The sequence below is a fragment of the Aporhodopirellula rubra genome, from assembly GCF_014192335.1.
Lineage (GTDB): Bacteria > Planctomycetota > Planctomycetia > Pirellulales > Pirellulaceae > Rhodopirellula > Rhodopirellula rubra.
Genome location: NZ_JACHXU010000004.1, coordinates 159,971 through 182,446, shown reverse-complemented (window position 1 = coordinate 182,446; position 22,476 = coordinate 159,971). Strand labels below are relative to the sequence as shown.

At 54.9% G+C, this 22,476-nt stretch carries 19 protein-coding genes; 10 read left to right on the top strand and 9 right to left on the bottom strand.

Annotation, left to right across the window (positions count from 1 at the left end):
- Nucleotides 1–45: 45 nt before the first annotated feature.
- Nucleotides 46–1,245: a nickel pincer cofactor biosynthesis protein LarC gene (gene larC / locus FHS27_RS07275; protein ID WP_184303615.1), complete on the bottom strand. Its 1,200-nt coding sequence runs from the start codon at nucleotides 1,243–1,245 to the stop codon at nucleotides 46–48.
- Nucleotides 1,246–1,360: 115 nt separating this feature from the next.
- Between larC and FHS27_RS07270 the strand changes: the two genes are divergently transcribed.
- The 3 genes from FHS27_RS07270 (at nucleotide 1,361) to FHS27_RS07260 (ending at nucleotide 7,289) form a co-directional block, all read left to right on the top strand.
- On the top strand, nucleotides 1,361–2,455 hold the full coding sequence (locus FHS27_RS07270) for a potassium channel protein (RefSeq protein ID WP_184303612.1): 1,095 nt from the start codon (nucleotides 1,361–1,363) through the stop codon (nucleotides 2,453–2,455).
- Nucleotides 2,456–3,006: 551 nt separating this feature from the next.
- The gene (locus tag FHS27_RS07265) at nucleotides 3,007–4,689 is read left to right on the top strand and encodes a hypothetical protein (protein WP_184303927.1); all 1,683 of its coding nucleotides are present in this window, start codon (nucleotides 3,007–3,009) and stop codon (nucleotides 4,687–4,689) included.
- 308 nt (nucleotides 4,690–4,997) lie between these two features.
- A complete protein-coding gene (locus tag FHS27_RS07260) occupies nucleotides 4,998–7,289 on the top strand; it encodes an Orn/Lys/Arg family decarboxylase (protein ID WP_184303610.1) in 2,292 nt (763 codons plus the stop codon).
- Between the two features lie 53 nt (nucleotides 7,290–7,342).
- Here the strand turns inward: FHS27_RS07260 and trpC are convergent, their stop codons facing one another.
- A complete protein-coding gene (trpC, locus tag FHS27_RS07255; RefSeq protein ID WP_184303925.1) occupies nucleotides 7,343–8,125 on the bottom strand; it encodes an indole-3-glycerol phosphate synthase TrpC in 783 nt (260 codons plus the stop codon).
- A gap of 469 nt (nucleotides 8,126–8,594) precedes the next feature.
- On the opposite strand from trpC, the gene FHS27_RS07250 reads away from it, so the two are divergent.
- Nucleotides 8,595–10,589 carry a caspase family protein gene (locus FHS27_RS07250; protein WP_184303608.1) on the top strand — a complete coding sequence of 665 codons (1,995 nt, stop codon included), beginning with the start codon at nucleotides 8,595–8,597 and terminating at the stop codon, nucleotides 10,587–10,589.
- 85 nt (nucleotides 10,590–10,674) lie between these two features.
- Here the strand turns inward: FHS27_RS07250 and FHS27_RS07245 are convergent, their stop codons facing one another.
- Nucleotides 10,675–10,989 (bottom strand): hypothetical protein, encoded by a 315-nt coding sequence (locus FHS27_RS07245; protein ID WP_184303606.1) that lies wholly within the window; start codon nucleotides 10,987–10,989, stop codon nucleotides 10,675–10,677.
- Between the two features lie 520 nt (nucleotides 10,990–11,509).
- Here FHS27_RS07245 and FHS27_RS07240 point away from each other — a divergent pair.
- Nucleotides 11,510–12,037, top strand: a complete 528-nt coding sequence (locus FHS27_RS07240; RefSeq protein ID WP_184303604.1) for a hypothetical protein — start codon at nucleotides 11,510–11,512, stop codon at nucleotides 12,035–12,037.
- Nucleotides 12,013–12,720, top strand: a complete 708-nt coding sequence (locus FHS27_RS07235; RefSeq protein ID WP_184303602.1) for a Crp/Fnr family transcriptional regulator — start codon at nucleotides 12,013–12,015, stop codon at nucleotides 12,718–12,720. The genes FHS27_RS07240 and FHS27_RS07235 overlap by 25 nt, the downstream gene beginning before the upstream one ends.
- 227 nt (nucleotides 12,721–12,947) lie before the next feature.
- On the opposite strand, the gene FHS27_RS07230 is transcribed toward FHS27_RS07235, so the two are convergent.
- From FHS27_RS07230 to FHS27_RS07220, 3 genes are all read right to left on the bottom strand, one after another.
- Complete coding sequence (locus tag FHS27_RS07230) at nucleotides 12,948–13,358, bottom strand: hypothetical protein (RefSeq protein ID WP_221224934.1); 411 nt, start codon at nucleotides 13,356–13,358, stop codon at nucleotides 12,948–12,950.
- A gap of 280 nt (nucleotides 13,359–13,638) precedes the next feature.
- Entirely contained in the window at nucleotides 13,639–14,292 is a 654-nt protein-coding gene (locus FHS27_RS07225) for a DUF547 domain-containing protein (RefSeq protein WP_184303598.1), read from the bottom strand.
- Nucleotides 14,205–14,507, bottom strand: coding sequence for a hypothetical protein (locus tag FHS27_RS07220; RefSeq protein ID WP_184303596.1), 303 nt, complete (start codon nucleotides 14,505–14,507; stop codon nucleotides 14,205–14,207). Before FHS27_RS07220 ends, FHS27_RS07225 begins: the two co-directional genes overlap by 88 nt.
- Nucleotides 14,508–14,949: 442 nt before the next feature.
- Between FHS27_RS07220 and FHS27_RS07215 the strand changes: the two genes are divergently transcribed.
- Both FHS27_RS07215 and FHS27_RS07210 read left to right on the top strand, forming a co-directional pair.
- On the top strand, nucleotides 14,950–16,689 hold the full coding sequence (locus FHS27_RS07215) for a VTT domain-containing protein (protein ID WP_184303594.1): 1,740 nt from the start codon (nucleotides 14,950–14,952) through the stop codon (nucleotides 16,687–16,689).
- Nucleotides 16,690–16,783: 94 nt separating this feature from the next.
- Entirely contained in the window at nucleotides 16,784–18,316 is a 1,533-nt protein-coding gene (locus tag FHS27_RS07210) for a mercuric reductase (RefSeq protein ID WP_184303592.1), read from the top strand.
- Between the two features lie 263 nt (nucleotides 18,317–18,579).
- On the opposite strand, the gene FHS27_RS07205 is transcribed toward FHS27_RS07210, so the two are convergent.
- Both FHS27_RS07205 and FHS27_RS07200 read right to left on the bottom strand, forming a co-directional pair.
- Nucleotides 18,580–18,753 (bottom strand): hypothetical protein, encoded by a 174-nt coding sequence (locus FHS27_RS07205; protein ID WP_184303590.1) that lies wholly within the window; start codon nucleotides 18,751–18,753, stop codon nucleotides 18,580–18,582.
- A gap of 119 nt (nucleotides 18,754–18,872) precedes the next feature.
- Nucleotides 18,873–20,123, bottom strand: coding sequence for a DUF1559 domain-containing protein (locus FHS27_RS07200; protein ID WP_184303588.1), 1,251 nt, complete (start codon nucleotides 20,121–20,123; stop codon nucleotides 18,873–18,875).
- A gap of 641 nt (nucleotides 20,124–20,764) precedes the next feature.
- On the opposite strand from FHS27_RS07200, the gene FHS27_RS31615 reads away from it, so the two are divergent.
- Both FHS27_RS31615 and FHS27_RS07195 read left to right on the top strand, forming a co-directional pair.
- The gene (locus FHS27_RS31615; RefSeq protein WP_390852872.1) at nucleotides 20,765–21,031 is read left to right on the top strand and encodes a methyltransferase domain-containing protein; all 267 of its coding nucleotides are present in this window, start codon (nucleotides 20,765–20,767) and stop codon (nucleotides 21,029–21,031) included.
- Complete coding sequence (locus FHS27_RS07195) at nucleotides 20,950–21,351, top strand: methyltransferase domain-containing protein (RefSeq protein ID WP_246419271.1); 402 nt, start codon at nucleotides 20,950–20,952, stop codon at nucleotides 21,349–21,351. The genes FHS27_RS31615 and FHS27_RS07195 overlap by 82 nt, the downstream gene beginning before the upstream one ends.
- A 306-nt stretch (nucleotides 21,352–21,657) precedes the next feature.
- Here the strand turns inward: FHS27_RS07195 and FHS27_RS07190 are convergent, their stop codons facing one another.
- Nucleotides 21,658–22,083: a hypothetical protein gene (locus FHS27_RS07190; RefSeq protein WP_184303586.1), complete on the bottom strand. Its 426-nt coding sequence runs from the start codon at nucleotides 22,081–22,083 to the stop codon at nucleotides 21,658–21,660.
- Nucleotides 22,084–22,476: the final 393 nt, after the last annotated feature.

The following is a 22,476-nucleotide window of genomic DNA, read 5'->3' as shown; positions in this document are numbered from 1 at the left end:
TTGGAAACTCGCGGTGAAGTTCGTTTCGTTGAGGTGATACGAAGTCTAACTCTTTTGCTGGCGATTCCAGTTTTCAACGGCCTCGTTTTGGATCAGGCTTGTTGACTTGCCGCTCGCGGTGGCGAGTCGTTTGGCTTCGTCGTCCTCGAGCGAGAACCGCTCCGTGCCGTCGGGTAGAGTGACGACTTTGCCCTTGGCGGGACCGTGGGCGGTTTCGACTTCGACGGCTCGGCGTGACAGTTTCGTTCGATCGAGGATTTGACGACGGATACCAATTGTCGACGTGTGCTGAAACAGGATGTTTTGCATGATGGCTGCTTTTGAACCACCGCAAAGCACGGACAGAACACTGGCGAGTCGTCCCTTCTTCATCACGCAGGGAGTTTGCCAAACGTCCAGCGCACCGGCGGTGAGTAGTCGCTGAGAGACGTCGGCGAGTTGTTCGGCGGTGGCGTCGTCGATGTTTGTTTCCAGCAACGTCACACGGTCCGATTCGACTTTGCCGGGATCTGCGGCCGCATCGTGCCGTTCACCCAACGTCACTCGCAGAACGTTTGCTTGTCCGGGTAGATCGCGGGTTCCGGCACCGTATCCGACGCGGTGAGGTGTCATCGGAGGTGGCGGGCCGAACGATGACGCGAGCGTTTTGATGATCGCGGCGCCGGTTGGCGTGGTCAATTCCGATTCGATTTCGCAGTACGCCAAGGGCACGCCGGTGAGGATTTCCGCGGTGGCGGGTGCGGGGACGGCCACGCGTCCGTGGTCGATCGTGATCGAACCGGTGCCCGTCGGGATTGCTGACGAGGTGACGCTGTCGATTCCGAGGGCATCGATCGCGATGGAGGTTCCGACGATATCGGCGATCGAGTCAACGGCACCGACCTCGTGAAAATGCACTTTCTGCAAACTGCAACCGTGCACCTTTGCTTCGGCTTCGCCGATACATTGAAAGATCCGTCGTGCCAAAGTTTTGGCGCCCTCGGAGATCGCGTCCGCTGCCTCAATCATGGCTTCGATATGATGGAGGTGGCGGTGGGCCTTCTGTTCGGGGTGCTCGACACGGATGTACGTCGCCCGGAATCCGCATTTCTTGACGTCATCGACGTGCAGTTTTAATTCCGCCACATTGAGTGAAGCGAGGCCGGTGCGGATCAGGTCGGGGTCAACGCCGAGGTCGATCAAGGCGCCGAGGGTCATGTCGCCACTGATGCCACTGAGACAATCGAAATGCAGGTTAGTATTCATGAGCAACAGTACAACAAAGCGACGTGGTTTTACCAAGCACCCCCATGAATTCTGAATAAGGTATCGAGCATGGTGACCGATTGACTCCGTCCACGTCCGCCATTCCGATCTGTATATGTTGATCCACACCCGTATCGCCGTTCTGACCGCGCCGCTGATGTTTTCACTAGCGGTTGCGTTCTTGGTTAGCCAGGCGGTGTTGATCGTGATATGGGTCGACGTGCCATCGATTCGCGAGAAAACGATCGCGTCGGATGTCTCTGTAGAGGAAGGGCGTAACAATCCGATTGATTTCGAGCAGGAGGACATGCCCGTTCTCGGTCCGGTTTCGCCCACGCAGGTGTTGCTCGAACGTCTCGCGATCGGGGTGATGTGGTTGGTTTGGCCGATCGTGATCGCGGAATCGATTTATCACTGGATCATCCGTCCGAAAACGCGAGCGATGCGTTGGTTCCACGTCTATTCGGTGGTGTTCTGTATTTGTCCGTCGCTAAGAATGTGTGCCAAGAGTGCGGAAATGCACGGCTATTTATGGCTGCCGGGACTCGGATGGCAGCGGCCCAACCGGCGGTTGAGGAGACGATTGGAACAGCATTTTAGCGTCCCGATGATTGGGATCGCTTTGCTGATTTTGCCTGTGTTGATCGTTGAATTCTTATTAAAAGACCAGGTTGCTCGCTATCAATGGTTGCGGGTTTCGCTGCACATCGGGACCGGCGTGATCTGGTTCGCGTTCGCGGCGGAATTCATTTTGATGGTTTCGATTGCCGAGAAAAAACTGGACTACATTCGCCGGCACTGGGTCGATTTGGCGATCATCGCGTTACCGTTTTTCTCGTTCCTGCGGTCGATGCAAGCGATGCGGGGAACTCGGATCGCGAAATTGGCCAAGCTCCCGCAACTGACCAAACTCGCTCGAGCCTACCGGCTACGGGGAACGGTCTTAAAGGCATTCCGGGCGCTCGTTTTGCTGGACGTGTCGGCGCGACTGTTTCGAAAAACGCCCGAGAAACAGCTCGTGCGTCTGCGTGCGGAACTTGAGGTCACCCAGCGAGAGGCTCGATTGATCCGATTGCTGATCGCAAGATTGGAACGCGAGGTCGACGAGCAAAATCAGGATTCGGAACCGGAAGACGCTGGCGAGGACGACATGGCGACTGAGGATTCGGTGGCTGACGATTCGGCGACGCAAGTTTTTCGGACACAGTAAACGCCAGCAAACACGGCACACGTTCGACTCGGTGGGCGGTCCGACGGAGAAGTGTCTGGTTCCAGTTGAGAAATACGCCATGGGCGTCCGCGGCATCCGTGAGTGTCCAAACTGCGTTCGCTTTGGTGATCATCCGCTCTGAATCGTCTGAACGATCTCTATTAGACAAACTAATTCGGGGTGAGCGGCGGTTGGTTGTCCGTATCGCGTCGGCAGTCCGGTCGGTGAGGTGTCGTTGCGTTCAAGGTTTTTAGTCCGATTGGATGCCCGGGATCCGGGGAAGCCGTGACAACCGATTTTTTCAGGTTTTTCTGAAACCATCGGTTCATCGATCGGGTACTGGTTGGCAAGCGGGTGGCTCTTTTCTGATGAATTCGGCGATGCCCAGCTTGTTTCGATCCATCTCGACCGTAACCTTACCGGCGGCGCTACAATGGCACCGCGATTGTTTTCGCCGTCGCTTTCGATCTGTAAAAAACTCAAAGGATGTTTTCGTGAGACGTTTGTTTGCCCCTAGCCTTTCCTTACGATCGGTCGCCTATGCGACCGCCATGTTGGCCACCTTCGCGGCGACATTGCTGCCCGTGAACAGCCTTTCAGCTCAGGAAGCACTGACACCGGTTGCTCCGCGCGAATCGTCGGGCGCTGTTGCGACGACGACCGAGCCTGTTGTGATTGTGACGATCGGTAGCGTCAATCAATTGACGCAGGATTTCAACTACCTCAGTGGCGCGCTCGGCCAGCCACAATTCGGCGGTATGTTTGCAATGATGGCCGGGACATTCACCCAGGGCGTCGACACCAGCAAACCCGTTGGCATTTTGGTGCCGTTGGTCGACGGTACACCGGAGCCGATCGCGTTGGTCCCGACCGCCGATGTCAAAACCGTGCTCAAGCGACTCGAAGCTCAAACCGGCCCTGCCGACGAACTCGATGATGGTACGCTCGTCGTCGCCATCGGTGCGAACACCATTTTCATTCGCCAGGTTGGCAATTGGGCGGTATTGGCACGAAACCGCAGCGTTCTCGACCAAGCTCCTGCGGACCCAGCCTCTCTAATCTCAGAAATGGGGACAGACTATGACATTGCTGTGCGTTTGGATATGCAGCAAGTCCCACCCGCGATCCGGGACGCCTTGATCGGTCAACTTCGCCAAGGCTTCGACCAAGCCATGGCACGTCAGGGTGGCGACGATGCCGAATCGGCACGTGATTACGCAGAACAATCGATGGCTCAACTCGAACAAGTCATCAGCCAAACCGACGACCTGATGATCGGAATCGACATTGACGCGACCGGACGACGGATCGTAGTCGATGCCTCTTTCACCGCGATCCCTGGAACCAAACTCGCAACGATCTACGCGGCTCAAAAGCCGATTCCATCGGCCTATTCGATGGTCGTGCGTGATGGCGCTGCCGCCTACATGCACGCCGCTGCGTCGATCAGCCCCGAAACGATTGAGCAAGCTCGCGGGAGTGTCGAGAATGCGATCAAGATGGCCAGCAACGTGCTCGGTAAATCGGACAAACTCAGTGAATCGGAAGTCGGCGAAGCGACCGAAGTGATCAACCGGATCGCTGATTTGGTTCTCGCCTCGTATGAAGAAGGCAAACTCGACGCTGGTGCGTTATTGCTCACCGACGCTGGTTCGATGAAATTCGCATTTGGTAGCTTCATCGCTGATGGTGGCGAAGCGGCATCGATCGTGAAGGACATTGCGAACAAACTTCAGGGCCACCGCGATGCACCTCGTTTCGAGTTCGATCGTGACACCTATCGTGGCGTCACGATGCACTTGGTCGAAGCCGAAGTTCCTGCCGATGAAGACGAAGTCCGTAAGGTCTTCGGTGATACCGTGCGGGTTCACATCGGTACGGGCGAAAAGTCCGTCTACGTTGCGTTGGGCGACCAGAGTGTCGACCTGATGAAAGAGATGATCGATGGTGCGGCAAGCCCGGTCGCCGCGAGCGACGATTTGGCTCGCATTGAACTGAACCTTCTGCCGATTCTGCAATACGCTCAATCGGTTGAGTCCAACGACGCGATCGCTTCGATGATCGATGCTCTGTCGCGAGCCGACGACGCCGGCACGCTCCGTGTCGTCAGCAAGGCGATCGATAACGGACAACGCAGTCGCATCGTCCTTGGCGACGGTTTGCTGCGTGCGATCGGTGGAGCCGTTCGTGAAGCTCAGATGAAGAAGATGCAACAGAACAACGGCCAATTCTAGAGTCGTTGAGTCGTTGAAGAATCGAAACTGCCTGGTACGAACGCGAGAGCGTGCAACGTACCAGGCAGTTTTTTTGTGCCGAATGGTTCCGCCGAATTGGCTTTGCTGGGGGATTGGCGAGGCTTACTCCCAGTGCGTCGGTACACCTTTGGACGGCATCTTTTCCCAATGCTAGCTGCCGTTTCTGGGACGCCGGTGATTGGGACCCTCAAAATCGCACTTTATTGAGTGAAAACGCTCATCTTTGAACCGCGACCGGCAGTGCGTAGAATTCGCGGCCCTGCAAAAAATCGCGAGAAAGGCACCTCATGAGATTTCGTTTCCCGATTCTGATCATCGATGAAGATTTCCGTTCCGAGAACGCGTCGGGCTTGGGCATTCGTGCGCTGGCCGAGGCGATCGAGGAAGAGGGCACCGAGGTGATCGGCGCCACCAGCTACGGGGATCTTTCGCAATTCGCGCAGCAGCAGTCACGAGCCTCTGCGTTCATCCTTTCGATTGACGACGAGGAAGTCCTCTCGGACGACGAAGACGAAGGACCTGCGATCAAAACGTTGCGCGAGTTCATACAAGAGATTCGGTTTAAGAACAACGACATCCCTATTTTTCTTTACGGCGAAACTCGCACGTCTTCGCATATCCCGAACGACATTCTGCGTGAACTGCACGGGTTCATTCACATGTTCGAGGACACACCGAAATTCGTTGCTCGGCACATACTGCATGAGGCTCGGGCGTACACCGATTCGCTCGCGCCTCCATTCTTCCGCGCGTTGATGGATTACGCCCGTGACGGATCGTATTCGTGGCATTGTCCGGGGCACTCCGGCGGCGTCGCGTTTCTAAAGAGCCCGGTCGGCCGAATGTTTCATCAATTCTTTGGTGAGAACATGCTACGCGCCGACGTGTGTAATGCCGTCGAAGAACTCGGGCAATTGCTCGACCACACCGGACCGGTTGCAGCGTCGGAGCGAAACGCGGCGAGAATTTTCGACGCCGATCATTGTTTTTTCGTGACCAACGGAACGTCCACGTCGAACAAGATGGTGTGGCATTCAACGGTCGCGTCGGGTGACATTGTCGTCGTCGATCGAAACTGTCACAAATCGATTCTTCATTCGATCATCATGACCGGCGCCGTGCCGGTGTTCCTCACACCGAAACGGAACCATCTCGGATTGATCGGGCCGATTCCGCTCGAAGAATTCCATCCCGAAAACATCCAAAAGAAAATCGAAGCGAATCCGTTCGCGAGAGGAGCCCAGGCGGCGCACCCGGATCGCAAACCACGAATTCTGACCATCACTCAGTCGACCTATGACGGGATCGTTTACAACGTCGAAATGTTGAAGGAGTTGCTCGACGGGCAAATTGGGACATTGCATTTCGACGAAGCGTGGTTGCCGCATGCGACCTTCCATGACTTCTATCAGAACATGCACGCGATCGGTCGCGACCGGGCGACCTGTGAGGAGTCAATGGTTTTCGCGACGCACTCGACGCACAAACTGTTGGCCGGGATTTCTCAGGCGTCGCAGATTTTGGTCAAAGAACCCAAGAATCATAAGCTCGACCGTCATGTGTTCAACGAAGCCTATTTGATGCACTCGTCGACATCGCCACAGTACGCGATCATTGCGTCCTGCGATGTGGCTGCGGCGATGATGGAACCGCCCGGTGGGACGGCACTGGTCGAAGAGTCGATTCTCGAAGCATTGAATTTTCGACGTGCGATGCGTAAGGTCGATGCGGAGTGGGGCGACGATTGGTGGTTCCAAGTTTGGGGACCGGACGAAATTCCTGAAACCGATATCGGCAGCCAATCCGATTGGATTTTAAAAGCCGACGATGAGTGGCACGGGTTCGGTAACATCGCGCCGGGTTTCAACATGCTCGACCCGATTAAGGGAACCGTCGTCACGCCGGGACTGAACCTGAATGGACAATTCGCTGACACAGGAATCCCGGCCTCGATCGTCACACGGTACCTCGCCGAACATGGCGTCATCGTTGAGAAGGCGGGGCTGTACTCCTTCTTCATCATGTTCACCATCGGGATCACTAAAGGGCGTTGGAACACGCTCGTCAGTGCGTTGCAGCAGTTCAAGGATGATTACGATAAAAACCTGCCGATGTGGAAAATCCTGCCCGAGTTCGTTGCGGAGTTCCCGCAATACGAACGAATCGGGCTCCGCGATCTTAGCCAGTCGATTCACGAAACGTACAAGGAAAACGACATCGCGCGGGTGACGACTGAGATGTATCTTTCCGACATGGCTCCGGCGATGAAGCCGTCGGATGCCTATGCGATGATGACACACCGTGAAATTGACCGCGTCGAGATCGATGACTTGCTCGGACGCGTCACGGCGGTTTTGTTGACGCCATACCCACCCGGGATTCCGTTGTTAATTCCCGGGGAGTGTTTCAATCGAACGATCATCGAGTACCTGCAATTCGCGCGGAAGTTCAACGAGAAATTCCCAGGCTTCCACACCGATATCCACGGGCTCGTCGAAGAGAGCGTTGACGGTCGTAAAAAGTACTACGTCGACTGCATTCGGACTAAGGCGGCGAGTGAGTCAACGGCGAGCGAGTAAACGGCCAGCGAGTAAACGGCGAGCGAGTAAACAATGTGACCTTCGGTTTTCGGTTACGCCAAGCCGAGCAACTGTTGTGTGGCCGCTGTGATGTCCGATTGGCGCATCAGTGACTCGCCAACCAGTATTCCCTTCACTCCGCCCGCTTTCAGATGCAGGACATCTGCGTGAGTTCGAATACCGCTTTCGCCGACGATCAACCGATCCGAAGGAATGTTTTTCGCCAATCGGACGGTGTGCTCTAAATCTGTTTGAAAGGTTCGTAGGTCGCGGTTGTTGATTCCTACCAATCGTGTCTTCGTTGCGAGCACGGCGTCGAGATTATCCGGTTCGAACAATTCAATTAAGGTTTGCAATCCGAGTAGCGAGGCTTGCTCGTCGAGCGTTCGCAATTCTTCGGGTGTCAAGCATTCCGCGATCAGCAGCACCGCGTCGGCACCCGCGGCACGTGCCTGCAACAATTGGTATTCATCGACGATAAAGTCTTTGCGCAGGATCGGCAGATCAACGCTCGCGCGGACCGCTTTAAGATAGTCGAGTGATCCTTGAAAGAACGGCTCATCCGTCAGGACGCTGATGCAGGCTGCACCTCCGGTCTCGTATGCCTTCGCGATTTCGGCAGGGTCAAAATCTTCTCGGATCAAACCTGCCGAAGGGCTGGCTCGTTTCACTTCCGCGATCAACCGTACATCTTCACCGGCGGCCAACGCGGCGTGGAAATCACGACAGGGCGGCAGGCCCGCGATGGCGGCAGCCAATTCTTCGTGCGGGACGAGTCGCCGATCTCGCTCGATCGTGGCTCGTGTTTTGACAAGAATATCGTCGAGAATCGTCACCGCGAGAAAACCTGATGCATGTCGAGAAGCCGAGGGAAAACGGGATGTTACCAAGCCGAGCTGACTCATCAAAGCCGCTCCCGCGTGATCGAGTTTCTGGGCGATCGGGGCACGCTGCCGTTGAGGGGGGCGTGACCGAATCGCATCAGCACTCGGTGCATTCCACTGAGTGTCCTTGTCCACAGATTCGTATCGGCACCTTCCTCGTCGCCGAGCCAATCCCGGCAGTCCTGATCTAGGGTCCGTTTGGGGGCAGGCGTCGGCTGCGAATAGGCCCTGTGCGAATGCGACGACGTCGGTTTGTTACGGACAAAACGGCCGAACCGCAAAAAAATTCTCGAAATCGGGCCCATCCGTGTCCGAATGCGAAATAGAACCCTATGTTAGGGGGTAGGTGCCTGTTTTTGGGCGCCGACTTGAAAACCGCCGGCAACACAGTTGCGTGCCTCCCCTTTCACCGGCCAAAGAGATGCTCCATCACCGAATTTCAAGCCGTTTTTTCGCTCCATGTGGTACGACAACCAATGCTCTCACGCTGGTTTTTCTGCTATGCGGAATTGGGATTTCGGCCGATCTGAATGCCGAGTCCATGCACGCGTTGGTGATCGGAAACGGGGCGTATCCCGACGGGGCGTTAGTAAATCCGGCCAACGACGCTCGGTTGATGGATAAAACGCTCCGGGAACTCGGGTTTGAAGTCACGACGCGGATCGATCAGACCCAACAGCAGATGGATATGGAGATTGCGGATTTTTGTCGTCGCGTCCCCAAAAACGGTCTCGCGTTTTTCTTCTTTGCCGGACACGGATTGCAGATCAACGGCGAAAACTACCTCGTGCCCGTGGATGCGAAGATTCACGACGCGGTTGCGGTGAAGTACAAAACCGTTTCGCAGAACTTTGTTATCGATTCGCTCGACTCTTCATCGAGCAATATGAACGTGGTCGTGTTGGACTGTTGTCGCGACAACCCGTTTCAGCGAGCTTGGAAACGAAGCATTCGCGGCCGTGGTCTCGCCGCCACGAGCGTGATTCCGGAGGGCACGCTGATTGCCTACGCGACCGCGCCGGGACAAACCGCGTTGGACGGCGAGGGAACGAATTCACCCTACACGCTTGAGTTGGCAAAGGCATTTTCAGAACGTCCCGAATCGGGCTTGCTGTTGCGAGACGTGTTTTTTACCGCCAGTGCCGCGGTGAAGCGATCAACGGGGCAACGTCCGTGGCTGAATCTTGATGCTTCGTTGGATGCGTTCTATTTGCGTCAGCCGAACAACCTGGCTTCCCGCGAAGAGATGGAAGAGGCGGCGATGCGAATCGAATCGGGCGCGTTGAACAACCCGCAAATTGCGTCGTCGGAATTACCGCCGCCTGCGGCCGAGCCATCTGCTGCGTTGCAAAAGAAGGGCAGCGAAATCACTGCGAAAGCGAAAGAGGATATCGCCAATGAAGGTGCCATTAAAACAACCAGCCAAGCACCTCAAAGTCAGTCGTTGGTACGGCAAGCGAACACATTCTTGTATGAAGGTGATTACGACTTGGCGATTGATGCGTTCTCGGCATTGATCGGCGACTCGAGTATTCCTGAAGAACAACGACGGCAAATTCGCAAGAGTCGCGGCGTGGCCTATCTCGGCAGAAGAAGCGATCGAGATATCGAACGGGCGATAGTCGATTATAAAGCCTCCGGTTCGAAAGGCGTTCACATGTCGATCATGGCTGACCAAGCGAATCTCAAGGTGGGTGCGGAAACCAAAGCAACAATCCGAAAAAATCAAATCGCGTTGGTGACCCTTTCGAAAGGGGATTGGTTATGGATCGAATCGGTGCAAGATGACCGGAGCATTCAAGGTTGGGTTAGCAAGTCGGTGTTCATGAAGAATTCACCACCGCCCAAGACGAATGTAACGTCCACAAAAGAGGTCGTTGTCGAGCAACCTAAAACCTCTCGTCCGGTCGTGTCATCGCAGGCGATGAATTCGTCTACCAATTCGATTCCGAGTTCATCCACGCAGAGTTTCCCGACGCAGAGTTTTCCGGTTCAATCGGGGACATCCAACGGCGTGATCAGTAACCAAGGTGTTGTGCAGTCCGTGCCAATGAATAGTTCTGGTCAATTCTCGCAACAGACAATCCCACGTTCACAGTCGTTTGGCCAAAGCAGCCAAGTTCAGCCCACCCGGCAGTTCTCGACACAGTCATCGAGCCAATTTCAGCAGCAACAATTTCAACAACCTCGGAGTCAATCTTCCGGTCGCCTGTTCCAAAACAACATATTCTCGAATTCTAACTCGAACTCGATGCAGAACAGTTCATCGCGATCGAGTACACCGAGCGGAGCGGATGGGTTTACCAAGAAGTTTATGCAGCGCAACGGGGGGCGTCCGCCGAGTATTTGGCAAACGCCAAAATGGGAATCGCCTGCTGAGATTCGTCGACTTCGTGCCCAAGGTTTGGTGCGTTAACGTATCGCCTGAATCGATCGTCCATGCCGCCGGTTCGCGTAGAGGCGACGGCACTTTGCGTCGTGCGGTCTGATCATGGTTCGTATTAGACCGCTCTGGTTTTTGTCTTCAGTCGCAAACGCGGTTCGCTGGCCGCGTTGATTCGGTGTGCTGAAATTGCAATGAATCCTTCTCGCTTGGATGCCCGTTCGCTCGAAGTCGTCCATGAACGCTCGCGATACTGCTCCTTCGCTTGCAGTTGTTCTTTCTGACTCACATGCCCTTTCTTCGCGTGTTCGGCTCGCTCTTTTCGGCCCGCTCTCCTCAACGCGAAACTCACTTTCAAGGGGCAGCGTGACGGGGGCGATACGCCGTTGAATATTTGAAACATCAGTAAGACGTTGAGTATGTGAAGTCGCATGCACGGATGAGTTGCTGGCGATCGATTCTCGATCGGACTGATTATCGAACGAATTTGTTTTGAGCCAGACACTGAAGCCGAGCACAACGATTCAACCTCGGGATTGGGTTGATCAATATGCCGAGGGATTGTATCGCTACGCGATATTCCGCCTGCATGAACGAATGTCGAGTAACGACGGCCGTGCCGAGCTTGCCTCTTTCGAGCGGAAGAGGGCCACTCTTAATAGCGTGAACAAACTGGTGGCATTGTCTGTCGAGGCGAAACAATGGATGAAAAAATGCATTGACGATTCCATGCGTTAAACACGTTGAAATCACGCCGAATCGGCTTCTAATCCCTTTTCCGCCGTCGCGTGATGTCGAATCGAATGGCGGATGCTTGGCAGCGATGCGCATCCACACCAAAGCAACCGACGGATTGGGCCTTTGCTGTGACGCGCCGCGCGAAAGTTTTCGCCGTTGATCTAAGAAAGATCGAATTGAGGCGTGCCGGATCATCCAACGAGAAGGAGGTTTGTGTGACGGATATCTGTATTGTCTTGCGAAAACGGATCGAGTTAGTCGATCGCATTACCGTTGAACTCGAGTCGTTGAGCCGCGGCGTTGCCAAATTGATTTTCCGCCAACTCGACCGGGCTTTTCCCGAGAGTTCGACGCCGCGTTATTCGGAGACGTCTTCGATTGTGTCCAACGGACATGACTATTGGTTCTATCCCCAGGGTGGGCCGAGAATGTTCGTCTCGAGGCTTCGGGCGGGGCAATGGTTTCGCATCGCCGATGTTTGTCAGGGCGTGATCGAACACGTTCAGCGGAAGATGGTCGGTATGAGGTTGGTTGCGGTTTGTTCTAACCAGCAACATGAGTGGTTGCCCGCGGGGCACGGAGTTGGACCGGTAACGAGAGTCGCGGAATCCGGGCTGAGTGGATCTGCCTCGGCAATCGCCGCGGTCACTCGTCGCCCGCATGAAAGCACAACGGACGTTTGCTCTCGTGATTTTTCAACACAAGATAGGATCGCAGTGTGTCTCCACAACTTTGGTATCTGAAGGACAACGAACTTTTTAACCAGTTGCATCCCGAGCAATTGACTCAGTTGGAAGCCTGCAGTCGCTCGCGTACTTTTGCGGCCCGCCGCCCCGTCTATTTGCCGAGCGAAACGGCGGACAGCGTGTTCCTGTTGGTCGCCGGACTGGTCAAGGTATGCAACCTCACGCATGACGGAAAGCAATCAATTCTGGCGTTCATCGAACCGGGAGAAGTCTTCGGTGAGCTAGCGATCTTCGACGGTGATGAACGCGACGAATACGTTGAGGCTGTGGAAGACTCAACCGTAATCGTGATCCCTGCGTGCGAACTGCAGCGGATGATGATCGCCAGTCATGATCTGTCGATGGCGATGACCAAAATGATTGGTATGCGTCGTCACCGAATGGAACGACGATTAAAGAACCTGTTGTTTCTGTCGAATCGTGATCGGCTGATTCATCTGTTGCTTGATTTGTCCGAGCAATTCGGCGTCGATGACTCGGAGGGCGTTCGAATCCGCATCAAACTGGCCCATCAAGAGATTGCAAACCTGATGGGCAGCACGCGCGAGAACGTCACGATACTGTTGGGACACTTGAAAGCCGAAGGCGTTGTCAATGTTGAACGTCGTCAGATCGTATTAACCGATCCCGAAAGACTGGCAGCATCGGTGAATCGAAAAATTGTTTTACACGTCGCCTGATTTTTTGGGCGATCTCACGTCGGTCGGTATCAGGTCTGTGTTGCATAGGCCGTGCTAGCGTCGACGGAAAGAGACTGCCGCCAGACAAGCGAACCAAGACGCGAATTCGAGCCATGTGATCACGAAATCGAAGAATGCGGTTCCCCGATACATGGAACCGGTGACTTGAGTAGTAGGGAAAGGGTAACCAAACCAAAATCGCAAATAGTAAAGAAACACGAGTCCACTCATGAACAGCCAAACTCGGCTGCGAGCAATGGAAAGAATGGCAACGCCCACGTCCAATACCATGGGTTTTGCGTCGGACAAAGTTGCCAGAACCAAGCGAGGGTTAGGAACACGGCTTCGCCGATTCGTCGCATCGATGTCTGAGAAAACGAGTCGTCTGAGGAACGGGCATGGAGCGTGCCTTGCCAAACGATCACCAAGGCAACGACCGAGAAAATCTCGCCTGTCACGATTTGAGTCAGGATGAAAGGAGTTCGATGTAGCGATAGACTCAGTCGCGACGCGAATGACCGCACGATTCCGACGCGGATTGGATCGGGGACGATCGTGAACCATGCGCTCTCGTTCGGTGAACGATCATCGTTTGGTTTGAGGTTTTCGTTGATGAGTGCGAACAGGAAATCATTCATTTCCCAATGTTGAAGAAAAGTGACCACGCCACGACTCGGGTCGCCAACTGAATTCGTAGTCGGTTTCATCGGCCGGAGTAGCAATGCCGTTGTCACCGCGACGAGTACGCCAAGAAGAAATATCGTCCGCACGCCAAGCAACGATGAGATGCCCGACTCGCGGCAAAACCTCGGGCACTATCGGCAGCGAACGTTCTTCATTCAGCGCAGGGATGATTACGACGACCAAATCGAGATTTGAACAATCGTTGTTTGCTCGAGTGTTCGTTAAGCCGATTGGTCATTGATGGGGCGATTGATCGTTGAGTCTCCAGTCGTAGGCGAGATAAGTAACTGCGACGGATGCGGGGGCGGTCGTCGCCGCGTCGTAGGCTTCCCGCGACGGAAGGTACGGTGCGATGGTTCGAAGTCGCGCCGATTGATCGGGACCGAAGTCCTCACCAAACCACTCGAGAATTGATGAAAGCTGAAACGTTCGCTGCGTGGGATCGTAGCGGAAATGGTTGCCCGATGCGAAGAACGCGTTGGTGTTAAGCGTCAACTGTGTTTCGAGCTGATCGGCAGTGTACGCGTTGTTGAGCAACCGAGGGCAACTTCGTGAGGCACAAACGATCGCGAAATGATTCCGTGGTTCGCCCGTTTTGCGAAGCACGTCGTGTTCGATTTGGTTGAGCGAATAGTCGGTACTGCCAACATTCAATAGCAGATCTTTCCAAATGTTGTACCCGAACACTTTCGCCGTGTGATTGCGAATGCTGGCCGCGGGGGATTCGTGGAGGATGCCGCGAACGGTGACGGCATTATAGGCGTTGATCCAGAACGCGAGCCGCGCTTCGTCGTGGGCGTTCAGGTGAGCGTTGGCGTGGGAGAGGCGTGGGAGAGGTGTGCGAGGTAGCGATCGAGCGTTTGCATGTCCCCCTTTGATTGCTGCCATGAGGTGTAGGCGACGTTGCCGTCAATGTCGACGAATCTTTTGAGTAAGCGATCCCAATCGCCGTGCTCGATTTGGCCCATCGAACTTTGTTCGTTCAACGGAACATCTCGACCCACGTGGATGTTATTTCCAGCAACGAGGTCGGACGCGAGTCCAAGTATCGCGATCACTCCGAGGATTCCCAGGAGGAGGGGACGATTGGGAGACGAATTCATGAATGGGACTCCGTTCGAGGGCAGGGCGGCGGGCATCAAGCGGTGAGGTTCCCTGGATGCTGCCCCCAAATGGTGATTCATCATCTCAGTCCGCCACGACGACTTTTGCGTCACATCGAAGATTCAGCCGGTTTTACAACATGTCTCGAGCGGATCTCGCACGATGGCATTGGATGTGCTGTGAGGAACTGCGAGGATCATAGGCTGTTGGTGGTTTTCGACGCGGCGGCGTTATCCTTTCGAGGCTCTTCGAGGGCGCTCACGAGGGAATTCGAACGCGGTGATGTAAGGATTCCGGTTCAACGGCGTCTAACCAGTGAACTCGGTAACCCTCGATTTTTTGGTTGAGAATACACGGTGCTTCGTTACGGTCGTGTCCGTTACGATTTGTCTGATAACACCCGCCTTGTAATTGTTCGTCTTGTACTCAATGGCTATCGAAATGGAAAACGACAAAGCATCGTCGATCGGATCGACGTTTGAGCGCAGATCTGAAACGACGGACGCCAGCGGGCCTGCGAGTTCCGCTCGGATCCATTCCATCATCCGTTGGATTTCGGTGATACTGATCCTCGGTTCGATCTTGATGATCTTTCGCTCATTGCCGTTTGATCAAGCCATGTCTGCGATGAAAACGTGGATCGCGGGGCTTGGTTTTTGGGGCCCGGTGGTTTTGACTTTGATGTACATCGTTGCGACGGTGCTGTTCGTACCAGGGACGATCTTAACTCTCGTGGCGGGCGCAATTTTCGGTTTGGGTGTCGGCACCGTGATTGTGTCTATTGGATCGACGATCGGTGCTTCACTGGCGTTTCTAATCGCACGGTACGCGGCACGAGATCGTGTCGCTAAACTCGCTGCGGGGAACCGCCATTTCGGTGCAATCGACCGCGCGATTGGCGAGGGCGGTTGGAAGATCGTCGGTTTGCTGCGACTATCACCTGCGATTCCATTTAATCTGCAGAACTACCTGTACGGGCTCACGCCGGTCGCGTTCGGCCCGTATGTGCTGACGAGTTGGGTCGCGATGTTGCCCGGCACGTTTCTCTACGTTTATCTCGGCCACGTGACTGGTGCGGCAATCGGTGCCGATCGCGAACGCTCGACGGCCGAATGGGCAATGTTGGCAGTCGGTTTATTAGCGACCGTTGTCGTGACGGTCTATGTGACTCGGATGGCGAACAGCAAACTCAAAGAGCAGGTGAGCGACGAGACGGGGACCGAGTCGTTCGCCAATGACGCCACACGCGACGAGTCGTCCGGCGAAGCATCTTTGGAAACGTCCGAGCCACGCCCAAACGGGAACAACGCGAGCAATTTGTCTGGTCAGACTCGGACAGTCCTTTTCGTATCAATTGCGATCGTGATGCTGGCGGTGGCGACTTATGTTCGGGTTCACGCCGAAACGATCGAGAAGTCGCTTAGTGGATGGTTCGGTCCTCCTCGCGTCGAGATGACTGAGAAATATTCGGCGGTTACGTCCGGTCCCACCGTCGATCATTCGCAACTCAACACACTGTTGCAAACGTATGTCAACGACGACGGCTGGGTTGATTACGAGGGGGTGCAAAAGGACGAGGCGAAATTGAATGAGTATCTCGAGCAAATCGCGAGAGCTCCGTTTGCCGATCTCGGGCGCAACGAAAAGTTGGCGTTGCTGATCAATGCCTACAATGCGTCCACGCTTAAACTCGTCATCGAGAATCTGCCGGTCGAGTCCATTCGCGATATTGCGGAGTCGCAGCGTTGGGATGCGGTGCGGTGGAAGGTTGGCGGGCAGACGTGGAGTTTGAATCAAATCGAACATGAACAGATTCGTCCCAATTTCGCTGAGCCGCGAATCCATTTCGCGTTGGTGTGTGCGGCGGTCGGTTGCCCGCCGCTGAGAAACACGGCCTATCAGGGGGAACGCATCGCCGAACAGTTACAGCAACAAACGGAGTACGTTCATCGACACGCGACGTGGTTTGAATTTGAGAGCGACGAATCGCGTCTGCGACTCACACGATTGTATGATTGGTACCGTGGCGATTTTAAACAGGCGGAGGGGAGCGTGACGAATTTCGCGGCGAAGTACTCCTCTGAATTGAGAGAGGCGATGGAGGCGGAGCAATCGCCAACACTCGATTGGTTGCCGTACGACTGGCGGCTCAACGGATTGAATAATCAGCAGCCACGATAACGCAGCCAAGAACATCCTCAGGAATTGAACACCGTCTTGGTGATCCTGAGTGTGCATCCAATTCACCATTTGTAATCACGAACTCTGCAAAACGATGTCGAACCTAATCCAACTTCAACCGCATGACGAGCACAATCGCGAACTCGAAGCGAACGTGCATCCGACAACGTGGACCAACCCGACGTCTAGCGATCCCTATCATCTCGTTGTGATCGGTGCCGGCACCGCGGGGCTCGTTGCTGCCGCCGGTGCGGCAGGGTTGGGGGCACGTGTTGCGTTGATCGAACGTGATCTGATGGGCGGAGATTGCTTGAACGTCGGATGTGTGCCCTCGAAAGGCGTGATTAGTTCGGCGCGAGTCGCCGGGGCGATCAAGAACGCGAGTGATTTTTCAATCCATGTTTCGGACGGTGTCGAGGTCGACTTCGCGGGCGTGATGTCCCGGATGCGACGGTTGCGAGCGAAAATCAGTCGCAATGACGCCGCGAAAAGGTTTCGTGAACTGGGCGTTGATGTTTACTTCGGGCAAGCAAGCTTTGTTGACTCGGAAACCATCGATGTCGCCGGCTCGAAGTTGAAATTCAAGCGAGCCGTGATCGCGACGGGAGCACGAGCCTCGGCACCGCCGATCGACGGACTCGATGACGTCAAGTATCTCACCAACGAATCGCTGTTCTCGCTCACCGAGCTTCCGAAACGACTAGGGATCATCGGTGCGGGGCCCATCGGTTGTGAAATGGCACAGTCGTTCGTACAACTAGGATCAGAGGTCTTTCTCGTGGAATCCGAACACGGGATTCTGACGAAGGAGGATCGGTCGGCCGCCGACATCGTTCAGAACGCGATGGAACGGGCGGGAGTGAAGCTGCTGTGTTGCGGTCGCAATTTGCAGATCAAGAACGATGGCGGTATCCGATTGACGGTCGACTCACACGGCAAGGCCTATGACGAGTCGGTCGACCAACTCTTAGTTGCGGTAGGCCGGGCGCCCAACGTCGAGAATTTGAATTTGGAAGGCGTTGGAGTCGACTACGATAAAAAGGGAGTCAAGGTCAACGACCATTTACAGACCACGAATCCGAAGATCTACGCGGCGGGAGATATCTGCTCGCAGTATCAGTTCACACACGTTGCGGACTTCATGGCACGGATCGTGATTCAGAACGCGCTGTACGCGGTCGGGCCGTTTGGCAAAAAGAAAATGAGCGATCTTGTCATTCCTTGGGCGACGTACACCACGCCCGAGATTGCTCACGTTGGTATGTACGCAAAGGACGCGAAAGACGCGGGGATCGAAATCGACACTTACGTTCAACCATTCGACGAAGTGGACCGCGCGATATTGGAAGGACAAGACGAAGGTTTCGTCAAAGTGCACACCAAGAAGGGAACCGATACGATTGTTGGTGCCACCATCGTTGCCGAAAACGCGGGTGACATGATTTCTGAAATGACGGTGGCGATAACGCACGGTCTTGGTTTGTCCAAGATCGGTAGCGCGATTCATCCCTACCCCACTCAGGCCGAAGCGATGCGGAAACTTGGTGATCAATTCAACCGAACGAGGTTGACTCCACTGAGCAAAAAGATGTTGGCAGGCTTGCAGCGATTTAATGTAGGCGGGTAGATCATGCTGGGATCTGGTGTGGGTGGGTTTCTCCTCACACGTCATTGACGGCGTTCGGGATCGAAAGCTCGATGCGGTCGATAAGCTATCCCCCTCTGAACTCACGCTCGCACGACTGTGTACTGGAACGCAATCAGTGGCGTGACGTTGTGGGCAGGTGGGGGCGACGCTAAAAAAAACGGGAGCAGTCAAGCTGCTCCCGAGTGAGGTTTGTCAGATGGCTGAGTTGAGAATCAGATAACTGACTGCATTCTTAAACAGGGTCAATCAGGAATGATACCCTGTCCTACTTTTTCTTTTTCATCCGCCGACGCTTGAATCTCATCGGCCGATCGCTCTGGTGGGATCATTTGTGGCTCTCCGCCACCTCCACAACCCGTGAACGTCAGTGGAAGACAGCAGAACGTGGACAGCATTATCAGTTGAAGGATTTTCATGCGTTTAATGGTCGTGTTGATGGTGTGGAATGCGTGAGCGAAGGATCGCCGCACGCATGATTATTTATCCGGGCAGTTGGGGGATACAAAGCCTATTTGTGGACAAGACAATGTGCGTCTTACAGTTCTGTCGAGATGATTTCACGGGATGCTCGTGTTCCCAAGGCTCCCCATACTCCATAGGGACTCGCGTCTCCGACGAGGTTCTGATTGGAGTCGCTGTAGAAGTAAGGAATTGGAGCGTCTGGGTTACCAGCGTCGATCGTATCGGTAATGAACTTCACGGCACCATCGCCCATTAGAACGTGCACACCACCTTGGTGTCGGCTACTCGCCGACATTGGGCCGGAGTAGGTTGCCGCAAACGTTGAGCCCGTGCAAGAAGGACTGTTTGGCGAGTGAACGGTGTAAAAGCCGGAGAACACAGGCCCCCAGTCAGCCCATCGAAAACCACGTTTGTCACCTGTGGCCAACAGTTTTACATCGCTGCTGGTTTGCCAGAATTGCGGTCGTGCCGGATCAACGAGGTCATCACACAAACCTGGCTCAAGGAACATTTGCCCGGCGGATGGAGCCTGGGTCGATGAGCCGCCGAGTGTCCGAAGATCTGTTCTGGCATCTCGGTCACCTAGGTCGGTTGCGATCTCACCGGCCATGATGGTGTTCGACAAGCCATCGAGCGTGTCGCGAAACTTCATGGTTGCGCGTGGGCGAAACATGCCCCGATGGCTGCCGCGTGAGCGAAGTCCTGCAGTGGCAACGGAGACATTTCCTGGATAGTTGATGTTTCGTCCCCATGGATGTGGATCCGTGTAATGATAGACGTAGTGGCTATCGCCGAGGCACGATGCATAGTTGGTTCGTCCTTGTGCAGGCAACCCTTTTCCAGGATCACTTGGGCAACGTAACGTCGGAATTTCGCTAGCCCAAGGAACATAGCCGTCTTGCGTCCAAGGGTTCGGCCCCATCGCGCTCCAAGGCCCCGTCATCGTGGTCCCGGTCGTATTCTCCATGTTGGGATTAGAGATCTTTTCCCAGAGTGCTTGCTGCTCAACGAAGGGCATCAAGCCAACCAGGAAACTGAGTCGTCGAGAACTACGTCCGCCGCCGGACGTGATGTTGCCGCCGCCATCGCCGAAGCCGTTGCCGTTGGCGCCGCCACCTTGCACGGGGAGTTGGTTGTAGGTGGAGTGATAATTATGGATTCCAAGGCCAATCTGCTTGAAATTATTGCTGCAGCTCATTCGTCGGGCTGCTTCTCGAGCGGCTTGAACCGCTGGTAAGAGGAGGCCAACTAGGACTCCAATGATGGCGATCACCACGAGCAGTTCCACCAAAGTGAAACCGCGATCTACTTTCTGTTTAGACATCTTCTTTCTCAGATTGTAAGTCGAATCGAAATGAGCAACGGTGCTCTTCGTGACGCGAGCGTTCAATCGGCGGTCTGTCTGTTTTTGGCGCAACTCGTGGGGCGAAGGCCAACACAGAGGACGGATGGATTGAAGGTCAACGTCCGAGAAAGACTTTAGAAAATGACCCGGCGGCATGATTGGATGATTCCATTGTCTAGCCGCGGTGCTGCGCACAAAGGAAGCTTGTCCTACCTAAGACGCCCAAGGGAGGTTCTTAACGGTTGGTTATCCGTCTTTGCGTGATTCGCCTTTTAAGGTTTTTGCGATGGGGAGACGCGTTTCTACCACGGGGTTTTGAGTCGGACGATTGGGAATCCGGCATTCAAACTGAATACGGTCCGGGATCTGGCCTGAGGGCTCCTGTGCGTTTTCTGTGGTTTTTTTATGGAAGTTTTCGTTAAACGGATGCGTTTGCATGATTGGGAATCCGCGGGCATCAACGAAACGCCCTCTGATCGTGCCGGTCTATGAGTTCATTGACCATTCCTCCTTCGTAGGACATCGTCTCCACGATTGCTGAAGCTGCCGTCGACGATCGAGATGCCCAACCCGCCGGCGAGTTCGAGCGCGCTCTGTGTTGTCCGGTCCAGTATTCGAATGTGTTTCTCAAGGTAATTCCTGATGGGATCATTCAGAAGGATTACGGCTGCGGGGATCCGACGCCGTCTGTTCGTCTCGGCGATTCAGTCTTGGATTTAGGCAGTGGGGGAGGCAAGCTGTGTTACCTCGCCGCGCAGGTCGTGGGCCGCGACGGACAAGTGAGCGGGATCGATTGCAATCAGGAATGCTCGATCTCGCTCGCAAGCATGCTCCCGCGGTGGCCGAGCAACTCGGCTATGCCATCGTGGAGTTTCGTTGCGGGGTGATTCAAGATTTGGCACTGGATCTTGATGCGCTGGAGGTCGAGTTATCGGAAACGCTGGTGAGTGATCCGGTCAACTATTCGACGCTGCAACATGCGGAAGAACGACTGCGTCGCGATTGCCCGTTGGTGCCCAACGATAGCGTGGATTGCGTGCTATCCAACTGTGTGCTGAATCTGGTTCGTGGCCAGGACCGACGTCAACTGTTCGCTGAAATCTTCCGCGTCCTCCGGTTCGCTGGACGTGCTGCTGAGCAACGTTGCTTGGACGCGTGTCAGCCGAGTACGTCCCTGATGCTGAGTGCATCCCAGATGATCGCGTAGAGAATCGCCCGGGGGTGCTCTCACGTGATGTTTTTCTTTCTTGTTAATGCGTTTGTGTCGGCAGGACTCAATATCTTCTTGAAGGATCGTTTGTGTCATTCGCGCTCCTGCGACAAAACACAGAGTTGGCGAATGCCGCTGCTTTTTCGCTGGCTCGTCGAGCATGGTGTGGAGCAGACACGTCATCGCAAAGTGAGCCGGCGGCAACGGACGTCCCAGCAAGCGTCCCCGATGGTTCGGGAACCACCGGGGACGTCGCTATGCCAAATCAGCCGGCGGGTGGATCGGGCTCAAGGTAGCCAGGCGTTAGCGGCGGCGACAACTGCGGCACTGCGAACGGGTGTAGCTGCGTGAGCATGATCCGTTGGCACACGATTGGACGGGTTGCCACTGTGGTGCCGAAGTGTAACTCGTCGGTGCATACGAAATCGGCGCCGACATGGTGTAGTGAACGCCGGTTGATTGAGGAACCGAGGACGCGACGGGGTAACTATTGACGGGGTAGCTGTTAACCGGCTGCGCGTAGGTCGTTCGACCGCCACAGTTGCCTGAAATGCATCCCGAACCGACTGGGATCGACGTGGTCTGAGTCAGAGTGAGTTGGGCGGGGGGATTCGTCACAGCAGTGGGATGCGCGTTTCCGCTGATGACCGTTTGAGCACTGGCGGTGCCGCAGAGGCATACCAGGACGGCGGAAAGGGAAATCGACAGATACTTCAAAGCTGGCTTCATCTTTGATCCTTTTTTGGGAACTCGGAGTGTCGCAGCCGAATTGGCTACTTGATGTTCGAGCATTCTTCCCGGCCGACCGTGATTGATCTGTGAGTCAGATCACAGTTGCCGAGATTCTTTTTTGGCGAGTTTGTTCACTGGCTAGGGCATCGAAGCGATCAGCCAGAACACTTGTCAAAGTGAACACATTGATCGCGGAGAATGAAGGAAACGTTTTTTGTAAGAAGCGTCGACGTTCACTGTCATCCTTCCACAAACACTTCTTTCACCCTTTCAATCGGGACCGACAACAGTGAATGCCGTCGGGATTCAAGGCTGTTGTCCCGTTTGCGTGGTTGAACTGATGAAGTGAGTGAAGGGCGATACGCAGTTTGCAGTTCAGCAGGATGGAAA